The sequence below is a fragment of the Paraburkholderia sp. JPY419 genome, from assembly GCF_050435705.1.
Taxonomy (GTDB): Bacteria; Pseudomonadota; Gammaproteobacteria; order Burkholderiales; family Burkholderiaceae; genus Paraburkholderia; species Paraburkholderia youngii.
In genome coordinates, this window is record NZ_JBNDKV010000004.1 from 1,197,415 (window position 1) to 1,210,781 (window position 13,367).

General features: G+C 66.7%; 14 protein-coding genes. 3 read left to right on the forward strand and 11 right to left on the reverse strand.

What is annotated here, in order from left to right:
- Positions 1–7 precede the first annotated feature (7 nt).
- Positions 8–505 (forward strand): GNAT family N-acetyltransferase, encoded by a 498-nt coding sequence (locus tag QFZ91_RS33955; protein WP_429569887.1) that lies wholly within the window; start codon positions 8–10, stop codon positions 503–505.
- On the opposite strand, the gene QFZ91_RS33960 is transcribed toward QFZ91_RS33955, so the two are convergent.
- The 10 genes from QFZ91_RS33960 to QFZ91_RS34005 all read right to left on the reverse strand — a co-directional run bounded on the left by QFZ91_RS33960 (position 497) and on the right by QFZ91_RS34005 (position 10,007).
- Entirely contained in the window at positions 497–736 is a 240-nt protein-coding gene (locus tag QFZ91_RS33960) for a hypothetical protein (RefSeq protein WP_429569888.1), read from the reverse strand. The genes QFZ91_RS33955 and QFZ91_RS33960 overlap by 9 nt on opposite strands.
- Before the next feature lie 56 nt (positions 737–792).
- Positions 793–1,785, reverse strand: coding sequence for a hypothetical protein (locus QFZ91_RS33965; RefSeq protein ID WP_429569889.1), 993 nt, complete (start codon positions 1,783–1,785; stop codon positions 793–795).
- A gap of 227 nt (positions 1,786–2,012) precedes the next feature.
- Positions 2,013–2,591: a hypothetical protein gene (locus QFZ91_RS33970; protein WP_429569890.1), complete on the reverse strand. Its 579-nt coding sequence runs from the start codon at positions 2,589–2,591 to the stop codon at positions 2,013–2,015.
- Between the two features lie 255 nt (positions 2,592–2,846).
- Positions 2,847–4,049, reverse strand: coding sequence for a 3-oxoadipyl-CoA thiolase (pcaF, locus tag QFZ91_RS33975; RefSeq protein ID WP_429569891.1), 1,203 nt, complete (start codon positions 4,047–4,049; stop codon positions 2,847–2,849).
- Positions 4,050–4,415: 366 nt separating this feature from the next.
- A complete protein-coding gene (denD, locus tag QFZ91_RS33980; RefSeq protein WP_429569892.1) occupies positions 4,416–5,396 on the reverse strand; it encodes a D-erythronate dehydrogenase in 981 nt (326 codons plus the stop codon).
- A gap of 33 nt (positions 5,397–5,429) precedes the next feature.
- Positions 5,430–6,230 carry a 2-oxo-tetronate isomerase gene (gene otnI / locus QFZ91_RS33985; protein WP_429569893.1) on the reverse strand — a complete coding sequence of 267 codons (801 nt, stop codon included), beginning with the start codon at positions 6,228–6,230 and terminating at the stop codon, positions 5,430–5,432.
- Between the two features lie 61 nt (positions 6,231–6,291).
- Positions 6,292–6,954 (reverse strand): aldolase, encoded by a 663-nt coding sequence (locus QFZ91_RS33990; protein ID WP_429569894.1) that lies wholly within the window; start codon positions 6,952–6,954, stop codon positions 6,292–6,294.
- Positions 6,951–8,324: a 3-oxo-tetronate kinase gene (otnK, locus tag QFZ91_RS33995; RefSeq protein ID WP_429569895.1), complete on the reverse strand. Its 1,374-nt coding sequence runs from the start codon at positions 8,322–8,324 to the stop codon at positions 6,951–6,953. Before otnK ends, QFZ91_RS33990 begins: the two co-directional genes overlap by 4 nt.
- Before the next feature lie 15 nt (positions 8,325–8,339).
- Positions 8,340–9,230, reverse strand: coding sequence for an L-threonate dehydrogenase (gene ltnD / locus QFZ91_RS34000; protein ID WP_176124675.1), 891 nt, complete (start codon positions 9,228–9,230; stop codon positions 8,340–8,342).
- A gap of 72 nt (positions 9,231–9,302) precedes the next feature.
- On the reverse strand, positions 9,303–10,007 hold the full coding sequence (locus tag QFZ91_RS34005) for a FadR/GntR family transcriptional regulator (RefSeq protein WP_429569896.1): 705 nt from the start codon (positions 10,005–10,007) through the stop codon (positions 9,303–9,305).
- A 255-nt stretch (positions 10,008–10,262) separates the two neighbouring features.
- Between QFZ91_RS34005 and QFZ91_RS34010 the strand changes: the two genes are divergently transcribed.
- The gene (locus QFZ91_RS34010; RefSeq protein WP_429569897.1) at positions 10,263–11,087 is read left to right on the forward strand and encodes an IclR family transcriptional regulator; all 825 of its coding nucleotides are present in this window, start codon (positions 10,263–10,265) and stop codon (positions 11,085–11,087) included.
- Positions 11,088–11,148: 61 nt separating this feature from the next.
- Here the strand turns inward: QFZ91_RS34010 and QFZ91_RS34015 are convergent, their stop codons facing one another.
- Positions 11,149–12,339, reverse strand: coding sequence for a M20 aminoacylase family protein (locus QFZ91_RS34015; protein ID WP_429569898.1), 1,191 nt, complete (start codon positions 12,337–12,339; stop codon positions 11,149–11,151).
- A 111-nt stretch (positions 12,340–12,450) separates the two neighbouring features.
- On the opposite strand from QFZ91_RS34015, the gene QFZ91_RS34020 reads away from it, so the two are divergent.
- The gene (locus QFZ91_RS34020; protein ID WP_176381054.1) at positions 12,451–13,359 is read left to right on the forward strand and encodes a LysR family transcriptional regulator; all 909 of its coding nucleotides are present in this window, start codon (positions 12,451–12,453) and stop codon (positions 13,357–13,359) included.
- Positions 13,360–13,367: the final 8 nt, after the last annotated feature.

Below are 13,367 nucleotides of genomic sequence, written 5' to 3' on the forward strand. Positions count from 1 at the left end.
CCATCGCATGATCCATCTGTATACTGCCCGCTTCCCCGAGCAGATCGAGGCTGTACGGACCGTCTTCCGCGAGTACGCGGAGAGTCTCGGCTTCGATCTCTGCTTCCAGCAATTCGACGACGAACTCGCCAGCCTGCCGGGCAAATTCGCGGCGCCCCGCGGCCGCGTGCTGCTCGCGAGCAACGGCACGGGCGACGATCCTGGCGATATCGTCGGCTGTGTCGCGATGCGTCCAATCGACGACACGATCTGCGAAATGAAGCGCCTGTATGTGCGTCCGGCGGGACGCGGTCTGCATGTGGGGCGGCAACTCGCCACGCGTATCCTGGCGGCCGCGAAAGAAGCGGGCTATCGCCGCATGCGTCTCGACACTCTGCCCACTATGCAAGCGGCACTCGGGCTCTATGCATCGCTGGGTTTCGAGCCGATCGACGCTTACGTGTTCAATCCGATCCCCGGCGCGATTTTTCTGGAATGCGATCTGACGCGGCCGCGTTCAATGTAATCGCGGTGCAGGTCTGACCCAGCCTGCGGGTAGGCACTCGCTCATCGCGCCGTTCTGCTGTCTCAATCCACGCACGACCACCTCGGACGATTTGCCGTCACGCCGCGCGAGTTCGGCCAGATCGAGCAACGCGGCGTAGCGCGCGGAACAGTCTCTCGTCACGCTGGCGGCGGGATTCGCGCGATGGTCGTCGTTGGCCTCGCTGGTGTCGATGACTGCGTGGATTGCCAACAACGTCGCCACGACGGTCGTCGCAAGGGCAGCCGTTATGCGGAGCGCGCCCATCGTCAAGCCCAATGCGCCGGCACCCATACGCGCCCGACCCAATGGCCCGGCACCCACACCGCAGGCCTCGGCGCGACGTACACGGGACGCGGCGCGACGTAGACGGCCGGCGGCGGCACGTACACCACCGGGGCCGGCGGAACATAGGCCGGCGGCGGCGTCACCACGACGGGCTTCGGCGGTACGTACACGACCGGCGGCGGCACGACGACCGGCGGAGGCGGCGGCGCGACCACCACCGGCTTCGGCGCGACGACCACGGTCGTGCCGGTCGTCGTCGTGGTCCCACCTGCGACCACCACGCCGCCTGTGACCACCGTACCGCTCGACGTCACCGTGTGACCCTGCGTGCCGGTCACGCTCGTCGATGTCGTCACGACGCCGGGCGCGACCCGCGTCGCGGTGCCGGAGTGGTAGACGCTGTTGTTGTCCGGCCCCGTCACCGTGCCCGAGCGCGCGCAAGTCGAACCCGCGCAATTGGCCGACGCCGAATGATTGACCGTATTGCCGTTCGACCCGGTGATCGAGCCCGACGACGAATACTGGCCCGGCGCGGTGCGCGTCACGTCGCCGGACGTCGTCGCCGTTTTGCCGTCGGGGCCAGTCATCGTGCCGGTATGCGAGCAGGTACCGCCTGCGCAGTTGGTGTCGCCCGAGTGCTGCACCGTGTTGCCATAACGGCCCGTTGCGGTACCCGAGTTCGAGAACTGGCCGGGCGCCGTGCGCGTGACCGTGCCGGTGTTGCTCGCGAAGCCGCCATAGGGGCCAGCCACGGTACCCGCATGCGAGCAGCTACCGCCGCCGCACGAGCCGTAGTGCGCGCCGTTATAGACGCCGCGCGACGTGTACGCGGTGCCATGACCCGACCACGCGAACGCCGATGCGCTGCCAAGCGCGAACACGGTGGCGGCGGCGCCGAACACCGCCTTGCGCAGCACGCCTCGCGCGATGCTGGCGCAGACCTTGTCGGGACCTGCGAATAAACGATTTTTCACGGTATGTCCTTGCTGGATTCGGGCCACTTGCGTCATTGCCGCGTGGCGACGAACGGACTATAGAAGGACACACCGTGGAAATCATCAGGGAAGATATGTCGCGCTGTTTCACCGCGACTTAGGCCCGCCAGGCAAAGCTTTGCGGGCGTTCGTCGGGCGGCGCGACATTTTTCGACATAGTTTGCGAAACATTCCCGGCCGCAGGAATTGGCCGCGATCCCGGCCGCTCACTGGCCCACTGGCGTCACCTGCACGGCGGCGGCCGACACGAACACCGCATGCAAGGTATCGCCGACCTTCACGTCGCTCAGGTCGACGTTGGGCGCGGCCTGGAACGTCTGTGTCTGATAGGCGCCGCGCAGCGTCACGAGGCGCTGTTTGTGATCGATCTTCAGTACGGTCGCGAGCACCTCGGTCTGGCGCGCCGACTCGTAACCGCCTGAGGCCGGCGCATAGCTCTGCTTGTCGGCTCGCTCGCGAATCCCCTTGCCCGCGCCGCTGACCTTTTCCGCCTTTGTGAGCAGCGCATTCTTGTAGAGCACGTCGACGCGATCGCCGATCTTCAGTTGATCGAAACCAGCGACCTGCTGACTGACGAGCACGATCGCGACGTTGCCGCCCGAGCCCTTCAGCGTCAGCGCGCGGTTGCCGGCATCGATGCCGACGATCTCCGCCGCCATATGCACCGGCTGCGCCGCGCTGAGCGCCGCCTGGGCCGCGCTCGCCATGTCGTCCTGCGCGCGCGCCGGCTGGGGTGTGGCCGCGGCCGCCAGCATCAACGCTGCGCCTATCGTCGTTGTCTTCATTCGCGTTCTCCTCAACAGGGGTTTCGATCCGGCGTGACGGTCGTGATGAGCGCCGCGTATGACTTCGCGCTACGCAGTGTTCGTGCCCGCCGCCATGAACTCCACATCCTCAGGACAACTACTGCAAACGATACGACGCGAACGATTGTACGCGCGAGGCCGCGCGCAAAAGCAAACAGCCCCATCGCAGGAACGATGGGGCTGTTACATGAACGGTCGCAAACCGCTTGCGATGTTCGTCGCGCTACACGTGCATCACACGCGCTCGATCGCGATCGCAATACCCTGGCCGACGCCGATACACATCGTGCACAGCGCGAAGCGGCCCTGCGTGCGTTGCAGCTGATACGTCGCGGTCGTCACCAGACGCGCGCCGCTCATGCCGAGCGGGTGGCCGAGCGCGATCGCGCCGCCGTTCGGGTTCACGCGGGGATCGTCGTCGGCGACGCCCAGCGCGCGCAGCACGGCGATGCCTTGCGAGGCGAACGCTTCGTTCAGCTCGATCACATCGAACTGGTCGATCTTCATGCCCAGACGCGCGAGCAGCTTCTGCGTGGCCGGCGCCGGGCCGATGCCCATTACGCGCGGCTCCACGCCCGCCGTCGCCACGCCGAGCACGCGGGCGCGCGGCGTCAGGCCGAAGCGCTTCGCGGTTTCTTCGTTGGCGAGCAGCAACGCAGCCGCGCCGTCGTTCACGCCCGATGCGTTACCGGCCGTGACCGTGCCATCAGGACGCACGACGCCCTTCAGCTTCGCGAGCGTTTCGAGGCTCGTTTCGCGCGGATGCTCGTCCTGCGTGACCGTGATCGGATCGCCCTTCTTCTGCGCGATCGTCACGCCGACGATTTCCTGCGCGAGCGTGCCATCGCGTTGCGCGCGCGCGGCCTTCTGCTGGCTGCGCAGCGCGAACGCGTCCTGGTCGGCGCGGCTGATGTTGTAGTCGGTCGCGACGTTTTCGCCGGTCTCCGGCATCGAGTCGACGCCGTACAGCTTCTTCATCAGCGGGTTCACGAAACGCCAGCCGATCGTCGTGTCGTAGACCTCGTTCTGACGCGAGAACGCGCTAGTTGCCTTGGGCATCACGAACGGCGCGCGGCTCATGCTTTCGACGCCGCCGGCGATCATCAGCGCGGCTTCGCCCGACTTGATCGCGCGCGCGGCGATGCCGATCGCATCCATGCCCGAGCCGCACAGACGGTTGACCGTCGAGCCCGGCACGTCCTTCGGCAGACCCGCGAGCAGCAGCGACATGCGCGCGACGTTACGGTTGTCCTCACCGGCCTGGTTCGCGCAGCCGTAGATCACGTCGTCGATCACGGTCCAGTCGACGTTCTGGTTGCGCTCCATCAGCGCCTTGAGCGGCACCGCGCCCAGGTCGTCGGCGCGCACCGATGACAGCGAACCCGCATAGCGGCCAATGGGGGTGCGAATCGCGTCGCACAGGAATGCTTCGGTCATGGGATGTCTCCAGTTGAGATGCTGCGTGCGCTGCGCCGCGCCGCGGCCGGCCTTGCACCGATGACGGCGGTTCGTTGCGCCGAGGCATCGGCCCGGGGGCCAACGGCCCGCGCGGGAAGCTGCAAACTGCAGCGGCGTGGCGGCCGATACGTCAAAGCAGCTTAGCGCAGGATCGTGAACGATGGGCTTGGGAGTGACGACCGATACGGTTTCTGCGTCTTCCATGCCCGCGCTCGTGTTCTATATACGAACACAAGGTCATATATCGAACAAAACAGGCTCGATGATAGGCGCCGGCGCGAAAGCGTGTCAAGCACGGCCGCAGCCGTGCCAAACGACACCAGGGAATACGCGGAGGGGTGATCTTCAGCGAACTTCGATTCCTTCATCGGCGATGTAGCCGCGAATCACATCCGCGAAGTTGTGCTCGGCGACAAGCCCGAGCCGTTCGGCGCGCGACGTATCCCACGCGCCGGGCCAGCTGCCGACGATCTTCTCGATGCGCTCGTCCGGCTGCCGCACGATGCGGCTCGCGACCGCGTCGCCCGCGACCTCGCGCAGTGCCGCGATCATTTCGTCGACGCTGACCGACAGGCCCGGCAGATTCAGCACGCGCTGCTTGCCAAGCGCGGCGCCATCGAGTTCGAGGCCGGCAATCAGGCTGTCGATCGCCTTGCGCGGCGACAGCAGCCACAGCCGCGTCGAACCGGCGACCGGGCACACGGCCTCCTCGCCATTCAACGGCTCGCGAATGATGCCGCTCGCGAACGACGACGCCGCCGCATTCGGCCGCCCCGGCCGCACGCTGATGGTCGGCAGCCGCAGCACGCGGCCGTCGACGAAGCCGCGCCGCGAATAATCGTTGAGCAGCAGCTCGGCGATTGCCTTCTGCGCGCCATACGACGATTGGGGATTCAGCGCGGTGTCGTCCTGTACGACCGTGGGCAGATCGCCACCGTAGACCGCGACCGAACTGGTGAACACGACGCGCGGCTGGTGCCCGCGCTGGCGGCAGACTTCGAGCAGCAGCCGCGACGCATCGAGATTGATGCGCATGCCGAGATCGAAGTCCGCCTCGGCCTGCCCGCTGACGATCGCAGCGAGATGAAAGATCGCCGAGGTCTGATCGTCGATCACGCGTTCGAGCACGCTGCGCTCCGCGATATCGCCGACATCGGCACGCACGCGCGCATCGCCGAAATCATGAGCGCGCACGACGTCGAGCAGCACCAGCCCGGTAATCGCTCGCGGTGTGCCGTGCGCATCTTTCAACTCGCCGCGTGCGAGCAGTTCGCGCGCGAGACGCTGGCCGAGAAAACCGGCGCCGCCGGTGATCAGTACTTTCATGGTTACGGGTCCGTCAGTGGTTGTCGGAGAGAGTCAGCGCCGGGCGTCGAGATAAGGCTTCAACCAGCCAAGCCCCGCCGAGGTTCCCGCGCGCGGCCGGTATTCGCAGCCGATGTAGCCGTCGTAGCCGAGCGCATCGATCAGATCGAACAGATACGGGTAGTTCAGCTCGCCGATGTCGGGCTCGTGCCGCTCGGGCACACCCGCAACCTGGATGTGACCGATGCCGGCCATATCGCGCTTGAGCTTCATCGCGAGATCGCCCTCGACGATCTGGCAGTGATAGCAATCGAACTGCACCTTCAGATTCGGCGCGCCGACTTCGGCGCAGATCGCTTGCGCGTCGTCCTGTCGATTGAGGAAATAGCCGGGCATGTCGCGCGTATTGATCGGTTCGATGACGACCGTGATCTGTTCCGCTTGCGCGGCCCGCGCCGCATAGGCGAGGTTGTTCAGATACACGTCGCGTTGTGTTTTGCGCTGCGTTTCGCCCGCCTGATCGCCGGCGATCAGCCCCGCCATCACATGCAGCTTGCGATTCCCGAGCACGCGCGCGTACTCGAGTGCCGTATCGATGCTGCGGCGGAACTCGTCCTCGCGCCCCGGCAGCGACGCAAGACCGCGCTCGCCGCCGCTCCAGTCGCCCGGGGGCGCATTGAACAGCGCCTGCGTAAGGCCGTGCGCGTCGAGCCGCGACTTCAGCTCGGCCGCGCGGAATTCGTAGGGAAACAGGTATTCGACCGCGTTGAAACCGTCGCGCGCGGCGGCGGCGAAGCGATCGAGGAACGCGTGCTCGTTGTACATCATCGACAGATTGGCGGCGAAGCGAGGCATGGCGACAGCTCCTTCAAGACAGTGCGATACGGTGCGTGGCGTACATCGGCAATGCGCGCTGCTACCAGCGCGCGCCGAACGCGGCACGGAGTTCTTCGATCGCGGCGGCGTCGAGCGGCGCGGGCCGCGGATTCGTCATCAGCCACAAGCGCGCGGTTTCCTCGAGTTCTTCGAGCGCATACGACGCGTGCGCGACCGAGCGCTCCCACACCACCGGCCCCAGACGTTCGAGCAGCACCGCCCGTACGCGGTCGGCCAGCGCGGCGATCCGCGCGGCCACTTGCGGATCACCCGGGCGTTGATTGCGAATCAACGGTACGTGGCCCACTTTCATCACGTAGTACGGCGTGATCGGCGGCAACACGTCCGCTTCGCTCCATACGCCCGCAAGCGTCAATGCGACCAGATGCGTCGAATGGGTATGGATGATGCCGCGCGCCTCGCCGTTGCGCGCATAGATACCGCGATGCAGCGCGAGGGTTTTCGACGGCTTGCCGCCCGACATCGCGTGGCCGTTTGCGTCGACCTTCGCGATATCGGCGGGATCGAGGCGGCCGAGACAGGCGTCGGTCGGTGTGATGAGCCAGCCATCGTCGAGCCGCGCGCTGATGTTGCCAGCGCTGCCGACCGTATAGCCGCGCTGATATAGACTCGCGCCGACCGCGCAGATTTCCTCGCGCACGCGCGCTTCGGCGGAGACCTGAAGTGCCGGTGCGCCGCTCATTGCGCGGCTCCGTCGAGATGACGCAGCGCCTTGTCGAAGAAGTCCGTAGCGCCGAAATTGCCGGACTTCAGCGCGAGTGCGAGCGGTTCCACTTCGGTCGTCGCGGTGGCCGGCACGCCCGGATCGATCTGCGCGCCGATGCGCAGCATGCGCACGTCGAGCGCTTGCACGACCGCGCCCGAGGTCTCCCCGCCCGCGACGACGAACTTGCGCACGCCGCGCTCGCGCAGGCCGCGCGCGATCGATGCCAACGTCTTTTCGACCAGATGCCCGGCCTCGTTGACGCCGAGTTCGCGCTGCACCGCCTGCACTTCGTCGGGCGAGGCAGTCGCATAGATCAGCACCGGCTCGGCGTGCACGAAGCGCTGTTGCGCGAACTCGAGCGCTTCGGCGACGACGTCCTCGCCGCGCGCCGCCGCGAGCGGATCGATGCGGAACGCGGGCCGCGTCGCGCACCAGGCGGCGACCTGCGCGTTGGTCGCTTTCGACGCACTGCCCGCGAGCACCGCCGACAAACCTTCTACCCGCGGCAATTGCGCGGCATGGGTTTGCTCGCCGAGCAGACCCGCGCGCCGGAAGTTGGCCGGCAAGCCGAGCGCGACGCCGGAGCCGCCGGTGATCAGCGCGAGGTCCGCGCAGGCCGCGCCGAGCGTGTGCAGATCGGCGTCGGACACCGCATCGGCAATCGCGATGCGCACGCCGTCGGCGCGCAGCGCTTCGAATGCGGCGCGCACGGCCGTGTCGCCTTGCGCGACCCGGTCGTAACGCACGAGCCCGACCTTCGACCGCGTTTGCCGCTGCAGCACGCGCACGAGATTCGCGTCGCGCATCGGCGTCAGCGGATGGTTCTCCATGCCCGACTCATCGAGCAGCGCATCGCCGACGAACAGATGGCCGCGGAAAATCGTGCGGCCGTTCTCGGGAAACGCGGGACACGCGATCGTGAACGATGCGCGCTCGGCGAACTCGGCGGACAGCGCGTTCAGCAACGCATCGGTCACCGGGCCGATGTTGCCCGCATCGGTCGAATCGAAGGTCGAGCAGTACTTGAAGAAGAATTGCCGGCACCCCTGCGCGCGCAGCCAGGCGAGCGCGGCGAGCGATTGCGCGACCGCGTCTGCGGCGGGGATCGTGCGCGACTTCAGCGCGACGACGAGCGCATCGGCGTCGAGCGCAGCGGCGCCCGGCGCATCGGCGCCCGGCGCATCGGCGCCCGGCGCATCGGCGCCCGGCGCTTCGTTGGAGGTGGGCACGCCGATCGTCTGCACCGTGCGCATGCCGCCGCGCACGAGCATGTTGGCGAGATCGGTGGCGCCGGTGAAGTCGTCGGCGATGCAGCCGAGCAGCGCGGGTTTCGTTCGAGCCGTCATGAGCACTGTCCTCGCTTATCGCTTTGCCGGCAATTCGATGCCGGGAAAAATCTTCACGACCGCCGAGTCGTCCTCTCCGCCGTGGCCCGCCGTCGACGCCATCATGAACATCTGATGCGCGGCCGCCGACAGCGGCAACGGAAACTTCGTGCGACGCGCGGTATCGAGCACGAGGCCCAGGTCCTTCACGAAGATATCGACCGCCGACAGCGGCGTGTAGTCGCCCGCGAGAATATGCGGCACGCGGTTCTCGAACATCCACGAATTGCCCGCACTGTGCGTTATCACGTCGTACAGCGCGTCCGGATCGACGCCTTCGCGCAGGCCGAGCGCCATTGCCTCGGCGGCCACCGCGATATGCACGCCGGCCAGCAGCTGGTTGATGATCTTCACCTTCGAACCCGCGCCATGCGCGGCGCCGAGCCGATACACGTTGCCGGCGATCGCGGCGAGCACGTCCTCGCATGCGGCGTAAGCGGCTGCGGGACCGGACGTCATCATCGTCATCTGGCCCGACGCGGCGCGCGCCGCGCCGCCCGACACCGGCGCGTCGAGCATCTGCAGACCGGCCGCCTCGACGCGCTTGCCGAGATCGCTGGCAAATTCCGGCGCGACCGTGGCACTCGCGATCACGACGCCGCCCGGCTTCATCGCCGTGAGCGCGCCGTGCTCACCGAACAGCACGGCCTCGGTTTGCGCGGCATTGACGACCAGCGTAATCACGACCTCGCACTGCGCGCCGAGCTCCGCGGGCGTCGCACAGCCGACGCCGCCTTCAGCGACGAACGCCTGCAACACGTCGCGCCGCAAGTCGCACGCGTGGACCTTGAAGCCCGCGCGCAATAGCGAACGCGCGACGCCAAGCCCCATCGCTCCCAGACCGATGACACCGACATTTCTCGACATGCGTGACCTCTATGGATTGGTGCTGCATTGGTGCGTTCGCGCGCAGCGGGATCGCCGCGCGCCTTCCGCGCGTCAGGCGATGCCCGCCTCGGCAAGCCGCCGCGCCGCGTTGTACAGATGCGTCTGCGCGGCATTGCGGGCCGCCATCGGATCGCCGGCGCGAATCGCCGCGGCGATCGCCGCGTGCTCCTCGCGCACCTGCCGCGAGAAGTCCTCGCGCAGCGCCTCGTTGCGGCGCGTGACGACCGTGCCCGCTTCGAGATACTGATTGAGGAACGTCAGCGTCTTCAGGAAATACGGATTGCCCGTCGCCGCCGCGATCGCGCGATGAAACGCGACGTCTTCGGTGACGCCGTCTTCGCCATTGGCGACCGCGCGCTCGATCTGAGCGAGCGCGGCGTCGATCGCGGCCATGTCGGCATCGCTGCGACGCATCGCGGCTTCGGACGCGACCTCCGCCTCGATCGCGCGGCGCAGCGCGAGGATCTGCACGACCGAGCCCGGCTCGACGGCTTCCGCGTAGTCGATCCGCAGCGGGCGGATCGTGCCGTGCCCGGCGACGAACACGCCACTGCCCTGGCGCGGTTCGACCACCCCCTCGTTCTTTAGCCGCGACAACGCCTCGCGAATCACCGTGCGGCTCACGCCGAACTGTTCCGCGAGCACGGCTTCGGTCGGCAGCTTGGCGCCGCGCGCAAAAGTGCCCTTGTCGATCTGCTTCAGCAGTTGCTGCGCGACGGTGTCGCTCAAAGCGCGCGAGGGAATCTTGTCGAACATGCGGATGGGTGGGGTCGGTCGGGTCGGGTGCCGCGAACTGGACAGGTTATCGGGTCATCATACAAATTTTGAGACGCGAATCGCATCCACGCAAACCCTGGATTTTTTGCGCAAAATCGGCGCTATTTGGCGAAATAGAAGGCTTAAGCTATCGTCTCGCCTTTGCGCCGCAACGCAAAACGCGGGCGCCGCACCGAAACGAAGGCGCGTCGCTTGCCTTGTGCGCGCACTCTTTTGCAACCACGATCAAGGTCCATGAGCAAAGCCCTGCCGCCGTCTTCCGTCGCACCCGCCAACGTCGAACCGGCCCCGGAGAAACCGGGTGACTCGTACGTGCAGTCGTTCGCGCGCGGCCTCGCGGTCATCCGCGCATTCGACGCGACGCGCCCCGAACAGACGCTCACCGACGTCGCCGCGGCGACCGGCCTCACGCGCGCCGGCGCGCGCCGGATTCTGCTGACGCTGCAAACGCTGGGCTACGTGGAAGCCGAGGGACGCCTGTTTCGTCTGACGCCGAAGATTCTCGACCTCGGCTTCGCGTACCTGACCTCGATGCCGTTCTGGAACCTCGCCGAACCGGTGATGGAAAGCCTGTCGGCGCAGGTGCACGAAAGCTGCTCGGCGGCGGTGCTCGATCGCACCGAGATCGTCTACGTGCTGCGCGTGCCGACTCACAAGATCATGACGATCAATCTGTCGATCGGCAGCCGCCTGCCTGCGTACTGCACGTCGATGGGCCGCGTGCTGCTCGCCTCGCTCGACGAGGAAACGCTCGACGCGACGCTGAACTCGTCGCCGCTCTACGCGCACACGCCGCGCACCGTCACCGACAAGGAAGAACTGAAGAAGGTCATCGAGCAGGTGCGTCGCCAGGGGTGGGCGATCGTCGATCAGGAACTCGAAGGCGGTTTGATTTCGCTGTCCGCGCCGATTCGCAATCGCCAGGGCCGTGTGATCGCCGCGATGAACATCAGCGGCAACGCGCAGCGCAATTCGGCGAAACAGATGGTGAAGGCGTTTCTGCAACCGCTGCAGCAAGCCGCGCAGACGGTCTCGGAGATGGTCGCGCGGCGCGGCTGACGCACGCAGCTAGCTGGGAACGCGCGCGTTTGCTGCGGACCCCGGCATTTGCTCCTGTCGCTCACTGCGCGAGATAGCGCTCCACCAGCCGCGCCCAGAACGCCGCGCCGATCGGCAGACTGCGGTCGTTGAAGTCGTAGTGCGGGTTGTGCACCATGCAGCCGTCCTCGCCGACGCCGTTGCCGATGCGCAGAAACGTGCCCGGCCGCTTCTGCAGCATGAACGCGAAGTCCTCGCTGCCCATCAGGATGTCGGTCTGCTCGACTACCTTGTCGTCGCCGACCAGCTCGCGCGCGACCTGCGCCGCAAACTCCGTTTCGGCGTCCGTATTGATGACGACCGGATAACCTTCGACGTACTCGACGTGCGCCTTGCCGCCATAGCTCGCCGCCTGCGACTCGGCCAGCTCGGTGATGCGCTTCTTCAGCAACTCACGCACCTCGGGGCTGAATGAGCGCACGCTCAGTTCGAGCCGCGCGCTGCTCGAAATCACGTTGTTCGCTGTGCCCGCGTGCATCGAGCCCACCGTCACCACGGCCGGCTGCGACGGATCGACGTTGCGCGCGACGATCGTCTGCAGCGCCATCACGATGCTCGCGGCGACCACGACCGGATCGACGGTCAGATGCGGACGCGCCGCATGGCCGCCGACGCCTTCGATCGTGATGGTCGCCTTGTCCCCCGCCGACATGAACGGCCCCTTGCGGAACAGCAGCGTGCCCGGCTCCGCGCCAGGATGATTGTGCAGGCCGAACACGGCGTCGCACGGGAAGCGCTCGAACAGGCCGTCGTTGATCATCTTCAAGGCGCCGCTGTCGATGCCGCTTTCCTCGGCCGGCTGGAAGTACAGATGCACGGTGCCCGAGAAATTACGCGTGGCCGCGAGACGTTGCGCGGCGCCGAGCAGGATCGTCGTGTGACCATCGTGGCCGCACGCGTGCATCTTGCCGTGGGTTCCGCTCGCGTACGGCAGGCCGGTCTGTTCGATGATCGGCAGCGCGTCCATGTCCGCGCGAATGCCGATGCTGCGCTTGCCGTCGCCTACCTTCATCGTGCCGACCACGCCGGTCTTGCCGACCCCGCGTGTGACCTGCCAGCCCCACTGTTCGAGTTTTTCCGCGACGAGCGCCGCGGTCCGCACTTCCTCGTACGCGAGTTCAGGATGGTGGTGAATGTGATGGCGAATCTCGCGCAGGCTCGCGGCGGCGGGTTCCAGATCGGACACTTCGGTCAAACGCGGGGTCTGGTTCATCGTTTGCATCGCTCCAGTGAGTAGCCTCGCACTATATCCATGCCGTTTCGTTCGAATAAGATGCTATTTTTTTCACCCTGATTAACAGCTCTTATATACGGGGTTACCCTGATGAAACTGCAGCAGTTGCAGGCCTTCGTCGCCGCTGCGCATCACCGCAGCCTGCGCGCCGCCGCGCGCGAGCTCGGCGTCACGCAGCCCGCCGTCACGCATACGATTCGCGAGCTGGAAAGCGCGCTCAATGCGGAGCTGATGGTGCGCAGCGTGCGCGGCATCGAGCTGACCGCGTGCGGGCTTGCGCTGTTGCCACGCGCCGAGCAGTTGCTGGGCGACATGCGCCGCACCGTCGAGGCCGTCGAGCAGGTGAAAGGAGAACTGGCCGGCAAGGTCGGCGTCGGCACGATGCCATCGCTCGCGCTGACGGTGCTGCCGCATGCGGTGTCGAGCTTTCGCGAGAAGATGCCGCTCGTGAGTCTGCATCTGGAGGAAGTGACGGTGCCCGATGCGCTCGCGCGTCTGCGCAACGGCACACTCGATCTCGCGGCGATCCATCACGTTCAGGCATTGGATAACGATCTGGTGCAGGTGCCGCTGTACTCGACGCAGTTCGTCGTCACGATGCGCGCGGGGCATCCGCTCGCGAACGTCACGCGTCTGTCCGAGCTGCTCGACGCCGAGTGGATCGTCACGGTCGGCGCCGATCACTTCCCGCACAGCGTGATGATGGCGATGTTCAGCGCGCATGGCCTGCCGCTGCCGAAGCGGCTGCTGCGCGCGCCGTCGTCGTTTGCGGTGACGCTCGGGCTCGTATCGCAGACCGACGTGATCAGTTGCTTCACGCGGCCGCTCGCGCAGCGGGTCGCGCCGCTCGGCATTCGCGTCGCGCAGATCGAAGACGCGCTGCCGAACTACGATCTGAGCATCATCTCGCGACGCGATCTGCTGCCGACGCCGGCCGTACAGCAGTTCGTCGCGTGTTTGCGGCAGGTCACGCGGGAGCGAATGGGGGCCGTGCAATAAGGCCGCGT